Below are 24,186 nucleotides of genomic sequence, written 5' to 3' on the forward strand. Positions count from 1 at the left end.
GTATTCTAAATTTATAAAGTTAAACTTAAGCCAAAAGACCACGTGCGTGACAACGGATAAGCATTTCCTCCATTACCGCCGCTAATGGTTTCCGGATCGAACAACTTGGTCAAACCAGTCCCGGTCCAAACGTTTTCACCAGAAACGAATATGCGCAAACGGTTTATCCCGAACTTATTTGTAAATTTAGCAGGTAGGGTGTAACCAAACTGCAAGTTCTTCAAGCGTATGTAGGAAGCATCCTGCACATAACGACTCTGTACCTTTTGATTCTTTGCTCCGAAGCTGGTTCCATCGGATGAATCGGAGAAAATAGGCCGTGGATAGTACGAATCGAGGTTAGCGGGAAGCTCATGCCCTTCCAGCCCGGCGGGTTCTGCACGAAAATAATCTTCATGCTGTTTGAATCCTCGTGTATGCCAGCGGCTGTATCCGCCGCGTACACCGAACAACATGCCAGTGAAGTTTCCACTACCCCAATAGTCGTGTTTCAAAACGCCTTGGAAGAAAGCCCGGAAATCGAATCCTTTCCAATCGGCATTCAGATCTATTCCAAAGAAGTAGTGCGAATAAGTGTCTCCCAGTATCTTCAAATCGCCATGATCTCCCAAGGTACGTGCTCCCTCGCTGATTTTGCCATCACCGTTCAAGTCTTTATACATGATGTCACCGGCTGCCCATTGCGAGCCCACTGCATCTTGTCCTCCTTTAGGCAGAGAAGCCAGGTGTGCCTGCATTTCTTCATCGCTTTTGGCTATGCCGATGGTTTCATATCCCCAAATAAGTCCATCCTTGTATCCTGGCAGATAGGAGTCGATGGACAATGTCTTGTTGTCCGGATAAGAGTCAATCATCGTGATTTGATCTGACAATGACAAGTTAATGCCATATCCCAAACCATTTTTCAGACGGTCTTTCCAGCCAATTGACACTTCCCAGCCTTTCGTCCGTAAGTCGCTGTTGTTGGAACTGGGAGTTGATATGCCCAATGTTGCAGGCAGTTCGGCAGAAGGGCCTACCATACCTTCTGTGAAACGGACAAAGTAATCAAAAGAACCGGTCAAGCGATTATTGAATAGTCCGTAATCCACGCCAACATCCCATGTACGGACCTTTTCCCAAGTAAGAGCCGTATTTATCAGGCCGCCGACAGATGAAGTATTAGGAGATAATCCATTTTGCAACCAGTCTCCATTCAGTGAACCAATAGAAATTGTTCGATAAGTAGGATACCAATTGTTGATATTCTGGTTTCCCAGTTCACCGTAAGAAAAACGGACTTTCAACAAGTTGGCTATATTCTCTATTGGTTTCCAAAACTCTTCTTGCGCTATGTTCCACCCTAAAGAGAAAGAAGGAGACAATTGCCATCTGGAACCTCGACGAAAGCGAGATGTCCCGTCATAACGCATATTCACTTCCGCCAAATAGCGTCCCTTATAGTCATAGTTGAGACGGCCGAAAAAGCCTACCGTAGCCCATTCATTATGATATCCACTTACTTCCGTGTCTTTCTTGTTTCCTGTACCGTCCAGTCCGGTAGTCAGGTCAAATTGGGGGAGACCATTAACCATCAGACCGTATTTCTTAGTGGATGAGAAATCGTATTTCGTTTCTTCTGACTGAAATCCGAGCATAACCTTCAGGTTGTGCGTGTCATTAAAAGTATGCGAATAAGACGTATAAGCATTGAAATTCAAATAGTTTTCCTTTGTATCTTCCTGGTACAGGCTCGAATTCGCTTTTGTATCATCGACGGAACCATCCGGCAAATGGTTGTATGCGGGCAATGTAGTCTCCTTGACACCGCCGTCCGTAATGCGATAATTGAGTTCGATATTAGTGACCCAATTTTTTATCGGTTCGATAATCAACGTCGCCTGATGGTAGTGCCGATCAGTTTGTACATCGCGTTGCCCGCCTTCCGCGATATTCCTAACCTCTCCGTATGGATACCCGTTCGGATCGTACATAGGCATATTTGGCCAAGTCATACGGCCAAAATAGTCATAAAACTGTGAGTTGAAGGATGTCGGTCGCCAAACATCATTACGCGTAAAACGTGTACTGTAATTGAATTTCAGCCATTTTGTGATATTGGCATTGATTTTAGCAGCCACGTTGTAGCGGCTCAATCCATCTTCACCGTATTCCAGCAAACCACCCTGATCCAAATAATTGAAAGAAGCATAATAAGTCACCTTTTCCGATCCTCCGTTCACGCTTACATTATGCTCCTGAGAGAATACGCTGCTTTTAAACATTTCACTGTATATGTCTACGTTGGCATACGCATTGTACCACGGATAGTTCCATGCATTCGGATTTGCCGGATCAGAATCCATTCCTCCGGTAAGTTTTCCGGCTTGAAAATCCAGCATCTTCTGCATCACCTCGTCCGTAAAAACCTGTCCACTTCCCTTTTGATTTTTGTAAGCTTCATTGAACATCACGGCAAAAGAGTATGAATCCATCGATTCCGGCATATTGATAGGGCTGCCTATACGGAAGCTGTTGTTGTAGTTTACGGAAGTTTTCCCGGCTTTACCACTCTTGGTCGTGACAAGAATCACACCGAACGGTGCACGTGAACCATAAATGGAGGAAGCTGCCGCATCTTTCAAAACAGATATGTTCTCAATATCTTGTGGATTGATGGTGTTCAAGTCCCCTTCCGTGCCGTCAATCAATATCAACGGGCTACCACTTGAATAGCTGCCTACAGTTCCTGTACCACGGACAGAAATACTCATGTTCTTATCCAACTCTCCGGTGCTCGTACTGATTTTCAGACCGGGGACTAGACCTTGTAAGGCCTGAACCGCTGATGTTACCGGACGGGATTCTATTTCTTTGGCTGTGGCAATGCCAACCGAGCCGGTCAGATTGACTTTCTTCTGCGTACCGAAACCCACCACAACCACTTCGTCCAGCATCTCATTGTCTTCTTGCAGTGTAACGTTAATTGCCTTGCCGACAGTGGCCGTCACCTCTTGTGTCTTGTATCCTATGTACGATACGACGAGTACAGTTCCCGGCTGCACCGACAAGGAGAAATTACCATCCATGTCGGTAATCGTACCATTGGAAGAGTTGCCCTTTTCCACAACGCTGGCCCCGATGACGGGTCCCATGGCATCGTTCACTGTGCCTTTCACGGTGATTTTCTGTTGCTGTACAATCTGCACGGCACCGGAATCATTCTCTGCCCACAAGGATAGCGGCTGGCTTGCCACAAGCCCCGTGCAGAGCAATAAGGCTGTCGTCGCCTTACGGGAGAATTTAAAAGTCTCTGTTTTCATTGTTCTGGTATTAAAATTAGATTAATAAATTTGGTTCCTGTTTGAACGCCCCTGGATTGGTCAAAGGTCGTGACTACCTTAGTCAAAGTGCTTGACTACCTTGGTCAAGAATCTGCCCCGAAATATAGCGGAAGCAAAGTGTTATCCTGAATACTCCCTTTTACCTTTAAAAGCCTATGTCTTATCCTATTATATTTTTTGTCTATACGATGAGTGTTTTTTAGTCCATCGGAGAGTCATCAGAATCTCCGTCACTGCCGCCCGGTTTCTCGGTGGAGCCACTGCCTTCAGGTGCTTTACCTATGTAAATGGTATGGGAAGTGCTGCGGGGTGTCTTCAGCAGGTCGCCGCCACCGCCCCTGTACTGCGTAGTCACTGTAAGCGTATATTCGCCATCGTCTCGCACCGCACGCCAGGATTCTTTGCCACCATGCGATCCAGTATGATTTCCCTTGTCGATGCTGTGGGTAGTCTCCAAAGAGAAAATCTTGTCCGCCTTGTCATCGGTAGTCACGGTGTTGTCCACCGGCCATGCTTTCAATACATTTTTTGCCATATTTTCATAGTCTTTTGTTAACGTTGGAAATATTATTTCAAGTTGTGACAAAATTAGTTATAATAAGCACAAGCCGTAATTTGTAATGTTTCTAAAAAGGTTTCATTTCTTTCTAAATAAAAGGGCACAAAAAAGGATTGGGAATCTTTCGCTATCATGAAAGATTCCCAATCCTATCATCTATGTCTGTTACACCATTCTTACAGATTCTTCATCACCTGTAGCCAATATACCAATGCCCAATCTTGGTCGTTGGCATAAGGGTCATAGAAATGCGCTTTTTCTCCATTGACCTTATGCGGATACATGTAGGCGCAGGAAGCCTTCCCGTCTTCAAAAAACAAGCAGAGGTTATTGCGCACAATCTCTTCGGCCAACTTCTGATAAGATGTATCGCCGGTACACAAAGCATAATAATGGTAAACCGATGCAGTAACCGTACTCCAATAGTGAGGAAAAGTATCGCCAAAAAGCTCGTATTTGCCAAACCAATGCCCGTCCCAATGGCGGATAGCTATCTCGTTCAGGTGGAAACTGGGCTGAAAACCGTTGAACGCCTCCACAACGGGAAGTTGCCGCTTGACCTCGTCCAGATATCTCCGCTCCTTGGTTTCCAAATAGACTTGAGCGAGCAGTTGCAGGGCCGGGGCCACGATGCTCTGTTCATAATTCACTTCACTGGCCGGATAGTTCACCCCGTTGGCTATGAATTTGTCACCAATCGTTTTGAAGTCATCCAGCAGTAGCTGGTGTTCGTTCTCCATCTTGGCTTCTTTCAAACATTGCAACCCTAAACATACCGGATAACCGATGCCGTAAAAGCCATGACCGAACTGGCGAAACATGGAACGAAGCGTTTCGTAACCGTCACGGACAAACTGTCTGTTTCCCGTAGCCCGATACATATAGAAATAGAATTCGGCAATCCAGACATAGTTGTATGCCCGGTTCCGGTTCTTTTGATCCACACTGGAATAGGTGACGTATTCGGGTGTCTGCAAACGGGTACGGAGAAATTTTGCATAGCGGAGAAGAGAGGATTTCAAATCATTGTCTTTCTTGTCGGACAAGAGGTATTGCTTGGCCAACAGCACGCCCATACCTACACGCTCGGCACCTTCGTCACGGTCCACCGGGTTACAGTTGGGCGTGTTGTTCGGATAAATGCTGTCGGCCTCGCAGTCATAAACCATATACGCCCCGTCGCGCAAGTCGCGAGGATTGTTCATCTGCTGACGATTGCGGATAAACGATATGCGTTTGTTCACCAAATCTTTTACATTATCTATTACCAGTAAGTCGGCATGGGTTCTCTTTCCGTTGCCATAGCAGAACTCCACCCTCATTTCTCCCGCCTGCTCCATTTTGTGTTTTACCGTCCATATGCCGTTTGCATGATAGACTTTGACGGGGATACCATTTATCTTTGCAGTACAGTTTCGGAGCGGAGAATTGCATCGCATAGTAACGTAAGCCATTTCACCTATTTCATATACATATTTATCTGATGAGACAAGCACACCGCCTTTGTCCAACATTTTGTCACGAAAGTCCGCTTTTCCCCCATGCGAGAACAACCGCCATTTCAGGCGATACGACTCTCCCGGATTCAGACGCATGTCCGGCAGGTTCATGGCAAATATACCACGCATGTGCGAACTGCTCGTTTTCCTGCCCCGTCCCCATATCTCATAGCTGTCAATGGCTCCTTCGGTCAGCATCATCCCTACATGGGGGGCTTCAAAACCCATTCGCAACGCATTGACGTATGCACCGCTTCCGCCATTCCATACATGCGCATGGCAACGATTGGTGATGCAGGTTTGAGAATTCGGATAATTATCATTAAATGGAGTGTAAATGCCTATATCGTACAACCAGATCCGCTCTCCGCCCTTGTTCGTAAAAGTGTACTCTTCTATCAAATCACCACCATCCATGCTGCGTTCGGCACGGATAAGTACGTCACCCTCCTTATAGAGAACCTTTTTTCCTTCGTCCTCTACTACAAGAGGGCGCATCCATTCCTTTTTCAGGCTTTCATGTCCTTTTACTTGCGTGAAATAGCCCAATCCCCAACTGTATCTTTCCGTAATCCAAGGGTATTGACTGCCGTCAGTTTTCACTATCCAGTTCATGTGATGCTTGTCGCCTTCAACAGTCAATTCGTCAATGGCACCGGTAAACGGATTGACCGCAAACCGAACGGTATCGGACACATCCAGCTTGTCATGTCCGAACAAACCAACTGAACGGGCATTGATACCCGTTGCAAGCAGGAAGCTGAGAAATACCAGCAATGTTTTTCTTGTCATAAAATATATGTATTAAGAGTTATGTCAAAAGTGACCCTACAAAATTATAGGTTTTACCGTGAACAAGGGGGATGGAAAGTTCTTTTTTGAAGTTAGTATTCTTTCTAAATACTATTCCACGCCTATAAAGGCGTTAAAGAAGATGGAAATCCATCTTTTAGGGTTGTTTTTCTTTCTTTATTCAAATTATTATGCCATATCAATGGCAAATGCTTAATTTTGTATCATTGAAAAATACAGTGCATGAAGAATCTATTGACATATCTTATCATCAGCTTGTCCATACTCCAAAATTTGGCCGGACAAGCAACTTACAACTTTAAGCACATCAGTTCGCAAAACGGCTTGTCCAACGATTTTGTATTGGATATGGCAATTGACCAACAAGGATGTGTTTGGGTTGCAACGGAAGCGGGGTTGAATAAATGGGTCGGCAATGGGAGCAATATTGTATATAAGGAAAGTAATTCCGGACTGGTAAGTAATGAACTTACCTCCCTGTATTATGATCCATCCGAGAATATACTATGGGTTGGCTCCAGACAAGAAGGTATCAGTCTGTTCGACTGCCGGACGCAACAATTCAAAGATTTCACAACAGATGAAGGATTGTCCAGCAATAGTGTAACCGACATTATGCCGGCAGCTGGGGATAAAGGCGTATGGATTGCATATTTAAGTGGGGAAATAGACTTCTATGACAAACAGACAAAGAAAATCATCTCATACAATAGCCGAAACATTCCGGGATTGACCGGAAGAAACCGCTGTTGCAGAGATGACAAGAACGGAGCTTTATACGTAGGTCACATAGGGAATGGAATGACAATAATCAACTTAAAGGAGAAAACTGCAAAAAAATATCTTCATGAACCAGATGATCCTCAAAGTATTCCCGGAGATAATGTACGCTCCATCTTCATAGACCACCTGAAAAATATATGGGTGGGAACCAATGGCGGACTGGCTTTGTTCAATCCGATGACAGAGACATTCACCTGTTTCCGACACGACAACAAAAATGAGCATTCACTGGTAGGAGACAACATTCATTGCATCACAGAGACGAAGGATGAAAATCTTTGGATAGCTTCCGATTTAGGAGGAATCAGCCTACTGGATTTACATAATTTTAGTACTCAAAATGTTGAGAATTTAGAGTTTAAGAATATTACCCATCTTAACAGCAGTCTGTCTTCTCCCAACACACGAATGATACAAGAAGATAAATTTGGCAATGTATGGATTGGCAACTACAGTTCCGGTCTTGATTTTATCAGCCATAACCAATCAAACTTTCATATCATACCTTATTTCTATGAAATAGGTGAAACAAAAATCCGGAAACGAATTTATGGAGTAAAAGCCAATCCGGATGGCACTGTATGGTTGGGAGGAGAAAATGAATTGTCCCTATATGACGGACATCAGATATCCAGACGCGTGAATCTTTCCACATATATGTATCGTTCCTATTCGGTCATTTATACCATAGAAAAAGATAAAAACAATAATCTTTGGCTGGGAATCAACGATGAAGGAGTCATGTGCTACAATCCACAAAAAGACTTTTTCAGCCATGTGGATTTGGATGTGGATAACTTGGATATCCGTGTTTTCTATGAAGATGAGGACGGGACAATGCTGATAGGCAGTGAAATAGGGTTATATACTTATAGTAAAGGGACTATAAACAAGATTGCGATGAATAGCTGGAAAAACTGGCCACCTACAGTTTTTGCCATAATGAAGGACAAGCAACAGAAGACATGGATGGGCACATTAGGTTCCGGTATATACATTCTTGATGCCAATAATAAAGAGCTTATACATCTGCATGAAGATAAGAATTTCTGTTCCAACAACATTAACCAAATATACAAAGACAGGCAAGGAGGATTATGGATTGCAACTTATAAAGGATTAGCCTATGTAAAAGACTCCAACTATCCGGAGCAAATAGAGGTCTATGATGAAAAAAATGGGTTGGCAGACAGTCATATCCGGGCCATTCAACAGGATAAGATGGGGAATATATGGGTCAGTACCTATACCGGCATAGCCTGTTGGAATGCTTATCAGCAAAAATTCCATAATTATGATTATCAGGATGGAGTTCCTATGGGAGGATTTGTAGAGGGCTCGGCAACCATAACACCAGATGGCACTATCTATTTTGGTTCGTTACATGGAGTTTGCTATTTCAATCCGCAAACAATTGAAGCCAACGAAACCGTTTCTTCTATAGAAATCATATCCTGTGAAAGCTTCAATACACAAGAGGGAGGACGAAAATCGGAAACAATGACACCGGACAACGAGGGATTCATTCGTTTACCTTATGACCGGAACACATTTCGCATTTCATTTTCCACAGCAGACTATGCACAGAATGGGCAAGTGGAATATGCTTATATGATGGAAGGAATGGATAACTCTTGGTATAATACAGAAGATGACAATACCATTACTTTCCGCAATGTCACGCCAGGCAAATATACATTCAAGATAAAGGCACGCCTAAAAAACGGAGGATGGAATGAGGACAACATTGTTCCTCTACACATCATTGTCAATCCTCCGTTTTGGAGAGCCTGGTATGCCTATTTGTTTTATACATTGCTGGCATTGATTTTGATATATTTCATTTTCCGCTCATATAAAAAGAGACTTTTACTGCAAAATTCTTTGGACATAGAGAAAAAGTCCTTGGAAATGGAAAAAAAGAATCGGCAAAAGGAACACGAACTGAACAGTGAGCGGCTGCGTTTTTATACAAACATTGCACACGAGCTACGCACACCGCTCACGCTGATTATCGGTCCATTGGAAGATTTAAAGGACAACAGAAGCATGCCTACTCCTTTCCGCACAAAGATACAGACCATCTATCGTAGTGCCGTACAACTGCTCAATCTTATCAACCAGCTAATGGAGTTCCGCAAGACAGAAACTCAAAACCGCCAACTGACAGTAGTCAAAGGAAATCTAAACAACTTGGTTACAGAGATAGGATTGAAATACAAAGAACTGAACAGGAATGAACATGTGACTTTCAACATCGAAGTAGAACCTATGAAAAAGACTGTCTATTTCGATGCTGAAATCATCACCATCATACTCAACAATCTACTGTCCAATGCCATCAAATATACACCGGCAGGCCAGATAACTCTCTCTATGCACCAGATAAAGGCAAACGGCACGAGTTATGTAGAAATGGTCGTGGCAGATACCGGCTATGGCATCGATGCCGAGTCTTTGCCACACATCTACGACCGATACTATCAGGCGAAAGGTAAGCACCAAGCTTCGGGTACCGGCATCGGACTGGCATTGGTGAAGTCACTCGTTGATTTGCATCATGGCTCATTGGACGTAGAAAGCGTGCTTGAAAAAGGAACCACTTTCTTCTTTCGCATAAAGACTGACTATGATTACCCCGAGGCACTGCATAAAGAAGAAGAGGATTCAGCAATTCCTGCAAAAGAAATTGTGGAAGAAGACCCCGAAAACACACTTCCTATCCTACTGGTCGTGGAAGATAACAGAGATATCCGGGAATATATTGCAAACGAACTGCAAGATACCTATAGAATATTGCAAGCCGATGACGGGAAAGAGGGGTTAGCCTTAGCATTGAAATATACTCCTAATATCATAGTAAGCGACATAATGATGCCCAACATGAATGGAATAGCCTTATGTAAGGCTATTAAAAGCGACATGAACACCAGTCATATACCGGTCATTTTACTGACAGCCAAAGATTCTATACAAGATAAAGAGGAAGGTTATAACAGCGGAGCGGATTCTTACCTGACTAAGCCTTTCAGTGCTAAACTACTAAGAAGCCGGATCAACAATTTATTGGAAATCCAGAAACGCTTAGCCAAACGGTTTATAGCAAACGTCCCAACTACAATAACAGAAGAGTCCAACGATTTGCAAACGCCATCTTCCACCCAGCCACAATTGAACAAACTGGATGAGGCTTTTCTTACCAAATTGACTTCTTTAATAGAAAATAATCTGGAGCAGGAAAAAATAGATATTGCCTTTATGACAGACCGCATGAATATGAGCTATTCGGCATTCTATCGTAAAGTAAAAGCATTGACCGAACTCACACCTAACGAGTTCGTCCGAAAAATCAAATTAAGAAATTGTGCCCTTTTATTACAGACCGGGGAATATAATGTTTCGGATGCAGCCTTTAGAACAGGCTTTAACAACATGCCCCATTTCCGCGACTGTTTTTTCAAGGAGTTCAACGTATCTCCGTCGGAATATATCAAACGCCATAGAAAATAAAAGATAAGAGCCTATTTAAATTTTATTTAGCATTCTTTTGAGAGTTCTTTTTGAGGATGTTTTTCTGTTTTACGAGAAGCATAGCAAGCTATTTAACGAATAAAAAGAGGAAAACAGACCGAAAAGAAACTTAGGAAGAAACAGAATAAAAAACTTTTTGAAGAAAATTTAAATAGACTCTAAATAAGTTCTTTAGAGATAATTAATATCAAACAAACAACTAGAAATCTGTTGCATAATATTAACAATTAACGCAATATAGTCTATTTGAAATAGACAGATTTGAATTAGTTCTTTGCCACTTTAAGAGGTAAAGTTAGTTAAGATACCCATTAAAATATAAGTTTCAGATAAAAATAAACTTTACAACGTTTTTTTATTAATAAATTTATAATATAGCAGACTATCAATATAGTCAATATTTTCTACCACACCAAGTAACTAAGAACTTTTGAATTGCTACAATTCAAAACTAAGAAAAACCACAACTAATATACACCTTAATATCATCCATTCATATTATACAATTTTATGCTTATTATTTTACAGGCACTAACGAGGATTCATATAAAAGACAAAGTACTTACATTATGTATAAGCATATTAAAAAGCTGTTTTTTTATTTTATTTCAGCTTACTCTCGAAAGTTATTTTGAGGATTTATCTATTTTTTCAAAATAATATAATAGGCTATGTGACAGAGGGAAATAGATAAAAGAGCTCTTGTAAGGAGACTTATTAAACTTCTAAAAGAAGAATCAAAATAGTTTCTAAATCTTATTGAAACAATGTTGTATATCAATACATATAAACTATTACCACCGCAAGATGTAGCCCCCAAGCTCAATACACACTATTATGTGCCTATTTAGCCTAATTCTCGAATCCTGCCATATTTCAGTTCTTTTTTCCCTTTATAACGATTTCCCCATTTTTATTATCCCGTCAGTAGCTCCACCTTGCGTGGTTCAGGGTGCGAAGCTACGTCCGGGTCCCCTAAAAATCTGCAAGCCCGCTTCGCGCCCTGCGGGTTTTGATGAAAATTTTTCAATCCGTCCAGTGGGGCGGTTGAAAATTTTTCACCAAAAGCCTTGCATATTTTCTCCCCGTCCGTATCTGCCCCCTGAAACGAGCAAGGTGAGGCCACCGACAAGGCATAAAAAAAAAGTCAATGTTATGAAAAAGAGAACTGAAATACAACAAGATTTGAAACGAGGCTTCGGCTCCGCTCCAACCGGCATTAAAAATTTGGTGAAGTGGTTGTCGGTCGGTTTCATGGTCTATGTGGCAGTACGTTTCGTGTGTGCCTTTGTCGGTGGTGTAGTGGTTGGCTTGGGCGGTGAGTTGCCCATGTTGGCAGTTTTGGCGGTGGTGTTTTTCCTCATCCGTGCCGTGTGGCGCATCCTTTCCGCTTTCCTTTCCCTTTGCGTGCTCGCTCTTCTCATCCTTGTTCTTTGCGTGATACTCTGACAGAATATTAATCATTTTTAAATTAAATCATTATGACTAAAGTACATTTATTGGGAGCTAACAAAAGTTACGACAGAAGCGTTCAGACCGTTTCAGTCAATCAAGTGGTAGTATTGGAAGGCTACAGCTATGACAGCTATGTTGTGTATGAAGTAACCCGTGACAAGTGGGGAATAACCTATCATCTTGTCAATTTGCGAACACACGAGTTTCACACTTCCGACCTTATCCGGCCATTATCAGAGAAATTCGGAATAGGCATCTATTACGATGATGCGAACCCCAAGTTTTTGGATCCGTTGGAAACAGCCGCTTTACTGACCAAAGCGAAAGAGAAGAAAGCCGAAGAAGAAAAGAAAGCGAAGGAAGCAAGAGAGGAATACGAACGTATCGCCAAAATCGGTACGGAGCGTTTGCGCCCCCTTGTCCCGACGGATGCAAAGGCGGTCATTATCGGCACACTACGGGTAAACGAGTGCGACAGCTATACGGACTATTACGACTACAGTATAGCAAGAACCGTCATTTTAGGCTTTTCCAAGCATACACGCAACCTCTTTTCGGAAATGCGCAAGCATGCCGCCAATTTTGAGGGAACGGCCTATTTGGTGGAATATAACGCAGATTACGAACACCGTGAAAATTACAGCATGGGGGACGGCATGTATCTGGGCAGGAACAAGTACAGCGGTTGGACGGTTGAGAAAGAGCCTATCTACGACCTTGAAAAGTTCATAGAACGGTATGCGCACACCGCAGGAGATGAAGCCAACCTTTGCATGAAAGCACCGCAGAGAGAAAACGAAGCACAACAGCCGACAACAGCCGCAAACCTTTCATCCTTCAATCTTGAAATCGTGGAATACAGCGAGAAGGCGATAGCCGTATTTGGTGACACCAAGCCGATAAAGGACGTTCTGAAAAACTTGAACGGTCTGTTCCGTGCGAACCTCACCTATAAGGGCGAAAGACGTGCAGGGTGGATATATTCCAAGAAGCAGGAGCAGAAAGTAAGGGAAGCACTCGCCACGTGCATCCGTGTATGACAGCATGAACGGCAGGGCGGAGCAATCCGCCCACCTATCAATGAACCCATAAAAATAACGACATGAGAACAGAAACAAGAACATACACCCTCTATCGGATAACCGAGTTATCCGAAGAAGCCAAAGAAAAGGCTTATAACCAGTGGTTATGCAATGGATACTTTTACGGTTGGACGCACGAGAACCGCCAAACCTTTGATGCCTTTTGCGAACGCTTCGGTATCGTGTGCCGTAATTGGAGATATGACGCATGCAATTACAGCTATGACTACCGTAGCAGGCAGGAAGATTGTATAGACAGCCTGAGCGGTTGGCGATTGATGGCCTATCTGATGAACAACCATTGGAACGACCTATACACTCCAAAATATTTTTGGAAAGGAATGAAAGGACGAAAAAGCAGGATATTTGTAGATACCTGCTGCCCCCTTACGGGCTATTATATAGATAACGATATTCTTGATCCGATTTATAAGTTCTTGAAATCCCCCACCGAGAATGTCACGTTTGATGACCTTATGAACGATTGTCTCGACAGCTTTTTCCGTGCTTGTCGGGATGATATGGAGAGCACCCAGACTTTGGAATACTTCACGGAAGAAAGCAACGCCAACGGTTGGGAATACCTTTCAGACGGAAAACTATTCAATTAATTATCAACATTTAAAAACTTATCATTATGAAGACGGACAAAAAAGTACAGAAGAACAACGTACAGAAATCAGAGAAAGAAAATGCAGTAAAAGTAACCGCTTTGGCAGTTATCTCGAAGCAGATAATGTTACTCACACCGCAGGACGTGCCCACGGTTACCGAAGTGACGGACACCCCCGAAACGACAACCGTTCCCACCGTTACGGAAGAAACACCGCAGCAGGTCACGTTCAAGACACCGCTTGCAACGGCCACAGCCGAAACAGACCTTGACATCACCACCGTACAACCAAGCACGGACAACCACCGCAAGACATTCAATGACGCATCATTGCAGGAACTTGCGGAAAGCATTCGGGAAGTGGGCGTTTTACAAGCCATTGCGGTACGCCCACACACGGGAGGCGGTTATGAAATCATATACGGAGAACGCCGTTATCGTGCTTCACTGCTTGCAGGAGCAAAGACGATAAAGGCAACTATCTATAATAATATAACAGATGATGAAGCGGAAGATATGTCACTGAGTGAAAATCTGCAGCGTGAGCAGGTACGCCCCACCGAAGAAGCTAAAGCCTTCAAACGCTTGCTTGAAAAGGGACGGTATGATATTTATTCTTTGGCAGGACGTTTCGGACGGAGCGAGAAGTATATCTATACCCGATTGAAACTGAACGAACTCTATGCGCCTATCGGTGAACTGTTAGACAATGAAACAATTACTATCAGCGTAGCCGAAGAGATAAGCACCTATGAAGCAAATATCCAAAAGGACGTGTATGAGAACCACCTCAAGTCAGACAACAAGGACGATTGGAGCGGTTACACGCTCAATCTGTTCAAGAAATATTTTGAGAAATACTACACAACCGACCTTGAGCAATACAAATTCGACAAGACGGAATGCAAGGCATGCGTACACAACGCAGCCAATTACAATCTCTTTGCCGAGCATAACGGATGCGGACACTGCACAAACCGCAAATGTCTGGAAACCAAGAATGCCGCCCATGTGGCAAAAGAGACGGAGAAACTTTTGAAATCCGATCCGAAGTTGGTTGTCGCACGCCCCTACTACGGAAGCCGTAACGATATGGCACTACAGAAATTGGACAAGAAAGGGCATGAAATCAAGGAACTTGACTACAACGTATCGGCAAGGGAATTTCCAAAAGCCCCCGAAGCACCGAAGAAAGAGCAGTTCCCCCAAGCGAAAGAGTACGAACAAGCGGTGCAGACATTTGAGCGCAGAAACGAGGAATATGCCCGAAAGGTGGAGGAACTTGACCGCATGAAGGAGGAAGGCAGGATAAAGACCTATGTGAAGGTAGGGCAGACGGAACCCGAACTCTGCTACGTGGAGATAAACAGGAAGGAAACCGCCCCCGTCACTATCGGGACATTGCAGGAGAGGGACAAGCGTTTCAAACAGCTTTCTATCGAAAAAACCGTTGCCGACACGAAAAAGATTGTCCGGGAGAACGACTATCCCGAAAGTCCGTTCACGCAGTACGAGGACGGTATGGTTTATTTCGCCATGCTTACCCAACTGCAAAGGAAGCATTTTTCGCTTTTTGGCATCAAGGACCAGCCTTTCGCATTGGACGAGAAACAGCGGATGAAAATCGTTGCCAAACTGACGGACGCACAAAAGACGGTAATCAAACGGGACTTCATCAGCCACTTCCTTTGTGAGAACGGCCACGGAGACAACAACGCATCCAAGCTGTTAAGAGACTTCGCAAACATGCACTTTCCCGACCAGTACGGACTTGCCAAAGCCACCCACGAGGAAGAATATCAGAAACGGCATGAACGTTTGGAAGAAAGGATAAAGGAAATGAAGAAAGCGGAAAAGAAAGCAGCCAAAGAAGCGGAAAAACAGCAGACGGCAGAAAAGACGGAGAAGAAAGTCACCGCCCCGAAAACGGAGAAGCCCGAAAGCGGAAAAGCCGCCTGAAGCCGAACAGAAAGCATGTGCCGGAGACAACATCCGGCACATCTTTTTCACCACCCTCCAAGAGAACAGAGGGCAGGGCCGGACGACCCCACCCACACCGCCACCGTAAAACCTTTAAAAATATCAGCATATGAAATATATAAAAATGTCCCCTAACGTGGAGTATTCCACCGACAGGGAGTTTTTCCTTGAACATCAAATCCTCTGCATCGTGAGCAGGGAAGGTACAAAGTTTTGCAGTCTGGTAGAGAACCGTCTGTTCATGCGTTCCCAAAGCCGCCATATCAGCAAGCAGAAGCAGATGCATATCATGTGTGAAATCCACAAGGACATCTGCCGCCTTCGCTATGGCGGCGAACCCGTGGACTGACCTGCCACACCCCACACTTGAATACATCCTCTTAAAAAAGTCGGGCAATCCCTATGCGGTTGCCCGGCTTTTTTCTATTTTTGCAGGGTTGAACCAAAAAAGAAAGTTATAAGATTAAAGATTTTGAATGATAACATATTAGAATAGCTTTTAGCTGTTTGTTCTTACTCTCGAAACGACCAAATTCAATGCAGGAGAATAAACGGGCAGAGTCCTTGTCATACACTAATGGCACGGTCTTAACTCGTTTCCTGCATGGGTGCTTGGTCGTACCGGAGAGTAGAACCTGTTAAGTTCCGTGCTTTTTTTGGTACATAACAGGAAGTTATGGACAAGGTATTACTCAAAAATCACAGGAAGATGTACAACAAGAACGTTGCCATTACCGGCAGTACCATTGAAAAGACAACAAAATACGACCTATTCAGGGAAGATAAAATCCGTATGGAACTCTACCGGATTATCCTTTCACTTTATAATGAAGGTTATCGCACATTCACCTGCAATCCGCATTCCTATATCGGATTATTAGGTGCGGATACGATAGTCATGCTGCGTGAAGCGGGCAAATGCCCGGAGATAATCCTTTCAGTAGCCATACCGGAAACCGTTTTTCCGGCAGATACCGACAAGGTGTATCATGCCTTGTATGACGACCTGATAAAGCAGGCGGACAATAAAAAAATACTTCCGGAAAAAGAGTTTTTTGGCAATGCGCTTGTCGGTGGTCATATCATCTGTTATTACGATGACTTTTCCACAGAAATGCAGCAGATATGCGCATCCGGTACTCCCTATACCAATATCCGTAAAATGATATAGGTACACATTCTTTACCGCAGGTTACAGCAGTTTCTCCAGCCGTTCAATCCGTTTTTCGGTGGACGGATGCGTACTCATGATATATTCGGTGAAAGTCGGACGCTCACCGTAAACGTCTTCCGTCCTTTTCAACCGACGGAGGAAAGAAAGCAATCCTTCGCCGCAACCATATTTTACTGCATAGGCATCACAACGGTACTCGGCATATTTATTGATATTCACGTCAGTTATCCGGCTGATGCCGTATATAATCCGGTGAAGCAGTTTGTAAACGGCCCACCATAACTTCGCTATGAGTTCACCTACAAGGCCTAAAGCCGGAACCAATGCAAACACCATGCTGCCAATTATCCCGAATATCAAAGCCGGAATAAGAAATATACCATAAAGGCAGCGGTAACCGAACGACTCCATCGAGAATAAAAGCACCTGATAGACAAAGTCGTAATGGGAGATATGCCCCACTTCATGGCTGATGATGCCCTTCAGCTCCTCATCCGAAGCGGAAGCGAGTACTCCGCCCGTCAGTCCTATCGTATTGAAACCGAATGCGGCGGCATTTACCCGTGCGTCATTGTTACGATAAAGTTTCAGTTTCCGGTTCATACCCATTTCTGAAAGTAACCGTTCCAGCCTCATGCGATCGGAACTGTTCAAAGGACGGTATCCTTCTTTTCTGCGTAGCACCCACACATTTAGCGGAGAAATGGAATAAAGGATGAATAACAGCAAAAGATAATACGGTAACGTATTGACTAAATACGGAATCACCCCCTCATCAAACAGCCCCGGTATATATGCCGGCCATATATGGCGCAAGATTGAAAGTAGCAATGCGTAAAACACCGTAATAAAGACAAAATTCACTATCGTGACATAAGCCAGCAGCAACAGCTTGCTGATGATACGGAATATTCTGAGTGTTGTTTTCATGCGTATATGATTGAACTATTAACTTCCGGCTAAATATAAAAACAAATTTTGTGCAATCCGGAACAATTACTTATTCATTTGTTTTCATTAAGCAAATTTCATAAAACAAAGACGACAGGTTTCCCCACCGTCTTTCTTGATAGATAATGGTAGCAGTTATTCCTTTGCCGTAGTGTTTTCTAAATCGAACGTCACCGTCATTTCTCTTTCCCTGCCAAAATTATCCCGGACAAAGAATTTCAGTTCCGAACGTCTGGCGCTTGTCGAACGGTAAAAGAGGGTGAATATCTGCCTGACCGGATTTTCCGTATCCAGTCCCGGCACCTCTGCCAGCGGCCTCACTTCCCTGTTCACAAGTTTTATGCCTTCACTATCGGACACTTCTCCCTTGCCTTCCATCTGGATGTAACCTATTTCATACTCCGCCTTTTCATAGTCCCCTTCACGGTCAAGATAAAAGCGTATCTCCACCGTTTCACCCGTTGCAATCTGCTTTTGCAGATACCATGACGAGAGGCTGAAATCATAATCCTGCCGGATGTCTATCCCGTCGTTACAAGAATTGAAGGCCAGCGCCGCAAGCAGTGCACCTATACATTTATATAATACGTTTTTCATTTTTTGTTTCTCCTTTCTCTTTTTATTAGTTAATAATAAGGCGGACGCCCAATCCTATCTGGGTATGGAAGTTACCCGCATCCGTTCCGAAGAGCGCCCTTTCCTTTACCTGCATCAGCAGGATAATCCGGTCTGTCAGCCAGACATCGAAAGCCGCCGTCAGACCGCCGCCATAAATAAAGCAGTCACCGTTTGTCACCGCCGCTCCGTCAGGAAGCAGGGAGGTTCCCCAGTTGACTGTCTCGAAGCCGCCCAAAACGGAAAGTCCGATACGGAAACAGACGTTCCGGCCCTTGTCCGACAATACGGGAATAAAATAGCCGAGTTCCCCCGTGAACTGCGCTTTGGGTATTGCCTTATTTTCGTAGGTGTACTCCTTTATCTGATAATCCAGACCATACAGCCAGCAGGTACGGTTACGGTTGGTATGTGTAAAGGCCAGCGAGGTGAAGTAGTGGCGTTCGCCGCCACTCTTCCATGAAAGGAAATGATTGACTCCCCCTGTTGTAAATTGTACACCCGTCTGTCCCGGCAGGTCACGCTGCGCGTATGCTTCGCCCGCAAAGAGCGACAACATGGCAACTGTCAGTATGAATAGTATTCTTTGCATATACATTATATTATATATAGGTTATTATTTCAGATGCAGTTCACTGATTGGTTTTGCCGCCACAAGGTCTGTGTTCTCTATGCGGAACGACTGGTGACGGGCACCGCCCTTTTCGTAAACCTCCACCACGAGCAGCTTGTCATCCGGCAGGGTGAGCTTGGGCAGCACGAATATACCCCGCACCGTGGCTTTCCCGTCCACCGTTACCAGGCGGTTGTATGTCCTTACAGGTTCTATGAAGTTCTCCTGCATGGCCGTGCGCTTGGCTACTTTCTTGTCCACCACTTTGAAACGGATATAATCAATGTCGAACGATATATCCGAACTGTTGCGCAGGGAAGTATGCAGGTACAGCAGATCATTGTTGATATAAAGCCCTTTGAGCAGTGTCTGTATGCCGTACTTCTTGCAACCGACATGCCTGATGTCCCTTTTGTTCTTCTTATACAGCGTGTACATGATACGGTTCACCACCAGCGGTGTCTCCCCGCCGAGTTCTTTCAGCTTCACGAACATGCGGTCGCCCGCAATCCCGCCTTCGGGATTGTCCCGTAGCCAGTCTTCCATCTCAATGGAAAGTTGCGCTGGTTCGTCCTTATAAACCACATTAAAAGAATAGAAACAACCGTCGGCAGTGATAACGGAGAAGTTCGTTTCCCCTTCAAAACCTTTCACCGCCGCCTTGATGCGTACCACATTTTCCGCTCCCGTGGCCTTGTCCGCTATGATGTCGAACGAACCCAAATCCACATATTTCACTTCGGAAGGGAAAAGGATATGTACGGTTTTCTGAAAAGTCACCTCAATCTTATGCGGTGAGATAATCTGGTTGGTGGGAAAAATCTTTGTTTCCACCGCTTCCTGCGCCTTTACCGACAATACGGTTAAAAGCATGACTAATGATAAAATAATTCTTGTCTTCATCTGATTACTGCTTTTTGGATATTAATAAAAGTTGATAATTTGCCTTTACAGCCACCTTCACCTCACACATCTTTGTGGCCAGATATTGTGATCCGCCGCCAAGCACACCCCTTGTCACGTCCATGACGAGTTGTTGCGAGGCACTGCGTGCGAACGAGATGCTTGTTCCGAAACTGCCCCCGATATTGGCGGCGGCTTCCTTCATGGCGATACGTTCTGCGGTATTCGGAACGAAAAGCCCGGCCTGCCCGTCCATATCGTAAGCCGTTAGTTCCACCGGCAGGATATTGCCGCCACTCTCTATGGAGTTTACTGTGACTGCCATTCGTTGCCCTTCGATACGCACCGTACCATATAGCGGAGTATTGGCAGGTACAAGCACACCTCCCACTTGCAGCGGTTCCAACAACCGGAACTTCAGTCATGCTCCGGTGGTCACTGTCTGGTCTTCAGCCACGCAGGCACGTATCGTATTGGCTCCGACAAGCTGTCCGCCGCCCACGGCCGTGGCAAAACCGTAATTGCGGGGTATTGTGTCGGGTACCGGAGGTACGGCCAGTGACGAAACCACATTCTCCGTGGCACGTCCGGCAGCTATGGCCGCAGGATTGCCGGAGGAACCGCCCGTAACGCCCGCAGGCTGTATGTTTTTCACCTGTCCGCCCGTCTGTCCGGGGAAATAGCGTGCCGCCATCTCATACGACTTTTCCATCAGTTCCAGCGGGTCTTGTCCTTTCCGTTCACGTTCCAGCTTTTCGTTAAGCTCCTTTACCTGCCGTTCCAGTTCGTCCACCCTCGGACTCTCCTTCGGTTCCTGATAGAACGAGGTGATCTGCCTTGAAATCTGCCGCTGTTTTTCTCTGGACTCCCGGATAGCATCCGCTTTCGGTACATCTTCTTCCGGTTTCAGCCCGTCCGTTGTGTCCGGTGTCAGATAGCCACCTGCCATGTCCTGCAAGGTTCTCACTTTTTCTTGCCTGCGTTTCTTCATCTCTTCCAGTTCGTAAGCCTTCTGTTTGTCGGCCATCGTCTCCGGTGCGATAGCGTCTGGTATCGTCGTATTGATTCCTGCCGTCCCTTCCACCGTTTCGGGTGTGTCCGGTTTGAAGATAAACCAGATGAACCCGGCACAAAGCAGGGAGAGGAATGTCACCACACCATAGAATTTCAGCTTGTCGGTAACCTTGCGGTTTAACTTCTTCTCCTTTTCGGATGCAGGTTCCGCTTTCTGCATTTTTTTATTCTTTTCTTCTTTCTTATCGGATTGTGTCATTGGATACATTGTTTTTTAATGGTTGGATACTGTCCGTTTGGGGAAGCGCAATCCTTTGGAGATGCTGTACCTCAATCGGAAATTTGTCTGTCCCGCAGAAACCGCTCACGATGTAGGCAAGATCGATGGCGGCGAAGAGTCCGAGCAGGTAAAGGATGATCATCCTTTGCTGCCGGTAGCTCAGCCGTTGCCACCGCCTGCGGAGTTTTGCTGTATGTCGGTCTTTCTCCGTTCTGAACGAGTGGAAGACCTTTTTTATACCGTTATCTTTCATACTGTCCGATGTCCCTGTTTTCGATGATGGTAAAACTCTCTATCAGAAAGCCCTGCGGATTGTTGTCGCTCCGGGTTACATTCCTCAGACGGCAGGTGGTGACAAGCGACCTTTCGGTAACGCTGCTCGAACGGATGATGTGCTGCCGGCTATAGGTCTTCATCTCGTATGGATAACTGTTGAAGTTCCCCTGTATGCTGTCCACCGTCAGCGTCTGCGAGATGTTTCCCGCTATCATCCGGTTGAAGTAGCCTTTCTCCTGCAAGTTCCGGTAGTAACCGATGGCACTTTCATCCGAAAGGTAAAGGGCACGCTGGATGTTGCTTTCAATGGCGCTCTTGTCCGGTGACAAGGAGAAGAACAGTTCGTGAAAACGTTTAATATGTTCCCTCGCTTCCACGGGGCGATTCTGCTGCACATCCTGCGAGAGTGCCAGCATCAGCGATTTTCCGCTGTCCAGTACATAGATTTTCTGCCGCTGCGCCTCGGCGAACTCGTATGCCTTTCAGGTGGCGAAGACCGTTACCAGTGCGCATACTCCCAGGAATACCATTCCGAACAGCCGTAGCTGCCGGAATGATGTCTCGATGTTTTTTAATGATTTGAACTCCATGTCTTTTTTCTGTTTTTTAAAGTGATACGTTTAGAACATTTTCTTGATGCGTCCGGCTACCGATCCGCCGACTGCGCCTCCGACTGCCGCCGCACCGTTTCCGGCCATTTTCCCGGCACCGTTAGCCTTCTGCCCGTAAGCTCCCGCACCGCCTGCCTGGATAATCCACGAGGACACCGTGGGAACGCAGAAATAACCGATGATACCTATAATCATAAAGATGCAATAAACGCTGTTCGAAGCATCCGGTATAAATGTCGGGTCCTGCATCTGTTTGATATCCTGCTGCAACATCAGAACCTGTATGCGTGAGAGGATAGCGCCGAACAGGTCGCCCACGGGCAGCCATAAGTAAATACAGATATAGCGTGACAACCATGTGGTGAGCGTACTTTGGAACCCGTCATAGACGGCCAGCGCAAAAGAGATAGGCCCCAGTATGGACAGGACAATCAAGAAGAAAGTCCTCAGCGTGTCTATCAGTAGCGAGGCTGCCTGAAAGAAGAGTTCCAGCAGTTCCCGGAACCATTGCCTCACCTTTTCCCCCATGTCATACACCGCCTTCTGTCCGTACATGTTTATCATCGTGTCCATGTCCCCCAGCGACCAGCCAAGCTCGTCTATCTTCTTGTCAAATTCCTCATCACTCACAAGGAAAGCCTTTGCCGGGTCACGCAGCATCGCTTCCCGTTCCAGCTCGTCTTTCTCTTCCTGATACTTCTTCATGTCGAAAGTCTGCTGTTCAACCAGTGAGGAAGTGGCACTGCATACGGGGGAAAGAATCCCGTTGATTGTCCCCAGCACCATAGTAGGAAAGAACATGATGCAAAGGCCCAGCACAAATGGTCTGAAGAGTGGGAACACGTCTATCTCTTCCGCCCTTGAAAGGGACTGCCACACCCGGTAAGCCACGTAGAACAGGGCACCGATACCCGCCACACCTTTTGCCACGTTTGCCATATCCTCGCACAGCGGCATCATTTCATCGTAAAGCGAACGCAGCAACTCATGCAGGTTCGTCCAGTCTATTGATAGTAATACCATAGTCTATCTTTTTTTAATGATGAATGATTACCAGTAACGCTGGTCGTGTGTCCCGTACAGGGCAAGCACCCGCTGGGAATCCCCCTTCTTCTTGCTGCGCAGGTACGATATGCCGATATTCTTTCGGGTATAGTACCATGTCAGGTTCTTGTATTCCAGCACTTCGCCGTATATCCGGTTGATGATGTCCAGTCGTTCCTTGTCGGTCATCGAGAGTCCGGTAGCCGTGGTCACTTCCTTCAAGTCCAGCAGCAGGTTGCTGCTTTCTTCAAGCAACCGGTTATACCCGAAAGCAATGGCCGAGAGTTCTTCCACGGTAAAATTCGGGTCGCCCATCATCGTATTGAAATTAGTCACGTAAATATCGCTGATGTCACCTACCAGAAGGATAGTCTGTTGTACCTTGCGTGCCCCTTTTACGAGATCGTGTACAGATTTCAAAGCGTCGTAGTAGGCCTTTCCCTGCTGGTAAATCTTTACAGTCTCCTGAAAGTTACTTCACATGTTCTGTGCCGTTGTGGAAGTCTGTACAATTTCATTGGCCGAGTTTACAATGCCTTGAGCAAGGTTCGTAGGGTCTATCACTGCCCATTGTGCTTTGCTTGTCACCGAAAGGGACAGTAGTGCCATGAATAAAATTATCATTCTCTTTTTCATGCGTCTATCTCCTTTCTTTGGTAAGTAAATACCGGCTGTCGTCATCACGGGCAAACAGTCCGTAACAGCCGAACAGCAATACCTCGCTTCCGCTGAAATACCCGATACATCCGGCATCCTTGTTCCCGTGCAGGAAAAGGTCGTCCCCTTTCCGAAGCGGGATATTGATTTCGGTATAACTCATTTCTCCGGCGAACAGCGTAGCCTTGTATCCCTTGAATCCGTCCGTCACATGGTTGGATTTACGGATTGTCAGCGTGGAGCCGCCTTCCTTGTTCATTCAGTGACCGCAGATGCGGTCGTGTTCCAGTTCCTTCTTCATTTCCCCGATCAGGTTCAGCAGATCCAGATTGGTCAGGGTCGCATCTCCGAGTGCTTCCCTGCATTGGCTTAATAAATCTTTCTTACTCATTGTTGTCTATAGATTAATA

At 45.3% G+C, this 24,186-nt stretch carries 20 protein-coding genes and 2 pseudogenes; 7 read left to right on the plus strand and 15 right to left on the minus strand.

Annotated features, from left to right (window positions below):
* Positions 1–11 precede the first annotated feature (11 nt).
* The 3 genes from DW182_RS08640 to DW182_RS08650 form a co-directional block, all read right to left on the minus strand.
* On the minus strand, positions 12–3,302 hold the full coding sequence (locus tag DW182_RS08640) for a TonB-dependent receptor (RefSeq protein ID WP_032845400.1): 3,291 nt from the start codon (positions 3,300–3,302) through the stop codon (positions 12–14).
* Positions 3,303–3,522: 220 nt separating this feature from the next.
* Entirely contained in the window at positions 3,523–3,858 is a 336-nt protein-coding gene (locus tag DW182_RS08645) for a hypothetical protein (protein WP_005831648.1), read from the minus strand.
* A 200-nt stretch (positions 3,859–4,058) separates the two neighbouring features.
* The gene (locus DW182_RS08650) at positions 4,059–6,173 is read right to left on the minus strand and encodes a hypothetical protein (RefSeq protein WP_005831652.1); all 2,115 of its coding nucleotides are present in this window, start codon (positions 6,171–6,173) and stop codon (positions 4,059–4,061) included.
* A gap of 243 nt (positions 6,174–6,416) precedes the next feature.
* Here DW182_RS08650 and DW182_RS08655 point away from each other — a divergent pair, with 243 nt between their 5' ends.
* From DW182_RS08655 to DW182_RS08685, 7 genes are all read left to right on the plus strand, one after another.
* On the plus strand, positions 6,417–10,487 hold the full coding sequence (locus DW182_RS08655) for a hybrid sensor histidine kinase/response regulator transcription factor (RefSeq protein WP_005831654.1): 4,071 nt from the start codon (positions 6,417–6,419) through the stop codon (positions 10,485–10,487).
* A 1,176-nt stretch (positions 10,488–11,663) separates the two neighbouring features.
* Positions 11,664–11,957 (plus strand): hypothetical protein, encoded by a 294-nt coding sequence (locus tag DW182_RS08660; RefSeq protein WP_002562183.1) that lies wholly within the window; start codon positions 11,664–11,666, stop codon positions 11,955–11,957.
* Positions 11,958–11,989: 32 nt separating this feature from the next.
* The gene (locus tag DW182_RS08665) at positions 11,990–13,003 is read left to right on the plus strand and encodes a hypothetical protein (RefSeq protein WP_032844108.1); all 1,014 of its coding nucleotides are present in this window, start codon (positions 11,990–11,992) and stop codon (positions 13,001–13,003) included.
* Positions 13,004–13,065: 62 nt separating this feature from the next.
* Entirely contained in the window at positions 13,066–13,656 is a 591-nt protein-coding gene (locus tag DW182_RS08670) for a hypothetical protein (RefSeq protein ID WP_009860247.1), read from the plus strand.
* A gap of 26 nt (positions 13,657–13,682) precedes the next feature.
* Positions 13,683–15,617: a ParB/RepB/Spo0J family partition protein gene (locus tag DW182_RS08675; protein WP_032844110.1), complete on the plus strand. Its 1,935-nt coding sequence runs from the start codon at positions 13,683–13,685 to the stop codon at positions 15,615–15,617.
* Between the two features lie 130 nt (positions 15,618–15,747).
* A complete protein-coding gene (locus DW182_RS08680; RefSeq protein ID WP_042994496.1) occupies positions 15,748–15,987 on the plus strand; it encodes a hypothetical protein in 240 nt (79 codons plus the stop codon).
* A gap of 360 nt (positions 15,988–16,347) precedes the next feature.
* Positions 16,348–16,809 (plus strand): hypothetical protein, encoded by a 462-nt coding sequence (locus tag DW182_RS08685; RefSeq protein ID WP_032844114.1) that lies wholly within the window; start codon positions 16,348–16,350, stop codon positions 16,807–16,809.
* A gap of 21 nt (positions 16,810–16,830) precedes the next feature.
* Here DW182_RS08685 and DW182_RS08690 read toward each other — a convergent pair whose 3' ends face one another.
* From DW182_RS08690 to DW182_RS22710, 12 genes and pseudogenes are all read right to left on the minus strand, one after another.
* Complete coding sequence (locus DW182_RS08690; protein ID WP_032844116.1) at positions 16,831–17,742, minus strand: M48 family metalloprotease; 912 nt, start codon at positions 17,740–17,742, stop codon at positions 16,831–16,833.
* 156 nt (positions 17,743–17,898) lie between these two features.
* On the minus strand, positions 17,899–18,360 hold the full coding sequence (locus DW182_RS08695) for a TraQ conjugal transfer family protein (RefSeq protein ID WP_015532679.1): 462 nt from the start codon (positions 18,358–18,360) through the stop codon (positions 17,899–17,901).
* Positions 18,361–18,385: 25 nt separating this feature from the next.
* Positions 18,386–18,976 (minus strand): conjugal transfer protein TraO, encoded by a 591-nt coding sequence (locus DW182_RS08700; protein ID WP_009040009.1) that lies wholly within the window; start codon positions 18,974–18,976, stop codon positions 18,386–18,388.
* An 18-nt stretch (positions 18,977–18,994) separates the two neighbouring features.
* Positions 18,995–19,894 (minus strand): conjugative transposon protein TraN, encoded by a 900-nt coding sequence (gene traN, locus DW182_RS08705; protein WP_032844117.1) that lies wholly within the window; start codon positions 19,892–19,894, stop codon positions 18,995–18,997.
* A gap of 4 nt (positions 19,895–19,898) precedes the next feature.
* Positions 19,899–20,300 (minus strand): conjugative transposon protein TraM, encoded by a 402-nt coding sequence (gene traM / locus DW182_RS08710; protein WP_230596381.1) that lies wholly within the window; start codon positions 20,298–20,300, stop codon positions 19,899–19,901.
* A gap of 15 nt (positions 20,301–20,315) precedes the next feature.
* Positions 20,316–21,167, minus strand: a complete 852-nt coding sequence (locus DW182_RS08715; protein ID WP_032844119.1) for a conjugative transposon protein TraM — start codon at positions 21,165–21,167, stop codon at positions 20,316–20,318.
* A complete protein-coding gene (locus DW182_RS08720) occupies positions 21,151–21,441 on the minus strand; it encodes a TraL conjugative transposon family protein (protein WP_032844120.1) in 291 nt (96 codons plus the stop codon). Before DW182_RS08720 ends, DW182_RS08715 begins: the two co-directional genes overlap by 17 nt.
* A pseudogene (traK, locus tag DW182_RS08725) lies at positions 21,431–22,054 on the minus strand (conjugative transposon protein TraK). Before traK ends, DW182_RS08720 begins: the two are co-directional and overlap by 11 nt.
* A gap of 30 nt (positions 22,055–22,084) precedes the next feature.
* Positions 22,085–23,098: a conjugative transposon protein TraJ gene (traJ, locus tag DW182_RS08730; protein ID WP_032844122.1), complete on the minus strand. Its 1,014-nt coding sequence runs from the start codon at positions 23,096–23,098 to the stop codon at positions 22,085–22,087.
* A 27-nt stretch (positions 23,099–23,125) separates the two neighbouring features.
* Positions 23,126–23,755 (minus strand): annotated as a pseudogene (locus DW182_RS08735) (DUF4141 domain-containing protein).
* 4 nt (positions 23,756–23,759) lie between these two features.
* A complete protein-coding gene (locus DW182_RS08745; RefSeq protein ID WP_004313115.1) occupies positions 23,760–24,035 on the minus strand; it encodes a hypothetical protein in 276 nt (91 codons plus the stop codon).
* On the minus strand, positions 24,036–24,167 hold the full coding sequence (locus tag DW182_RS22710; RefSeq protein ID WP_008020351.1) for a hypothetical protein: 132 nt from the start codon (positions 24,165–24,167) through the stop codon (positions 24,036–24,038). It abuts the gene before it with no gap.
* Between the last annotated feature and the right edge of the window lie 19 nt (positions 24,168–24,186).

This window comes from Bacteroides sp. AM16-24 (assembly GCF_003471885.1).
GTDB lineage: Bacteria > Bacteroidota > Bacteroidia > Bacteroidales > Bacteroidaceae > Bacteroides.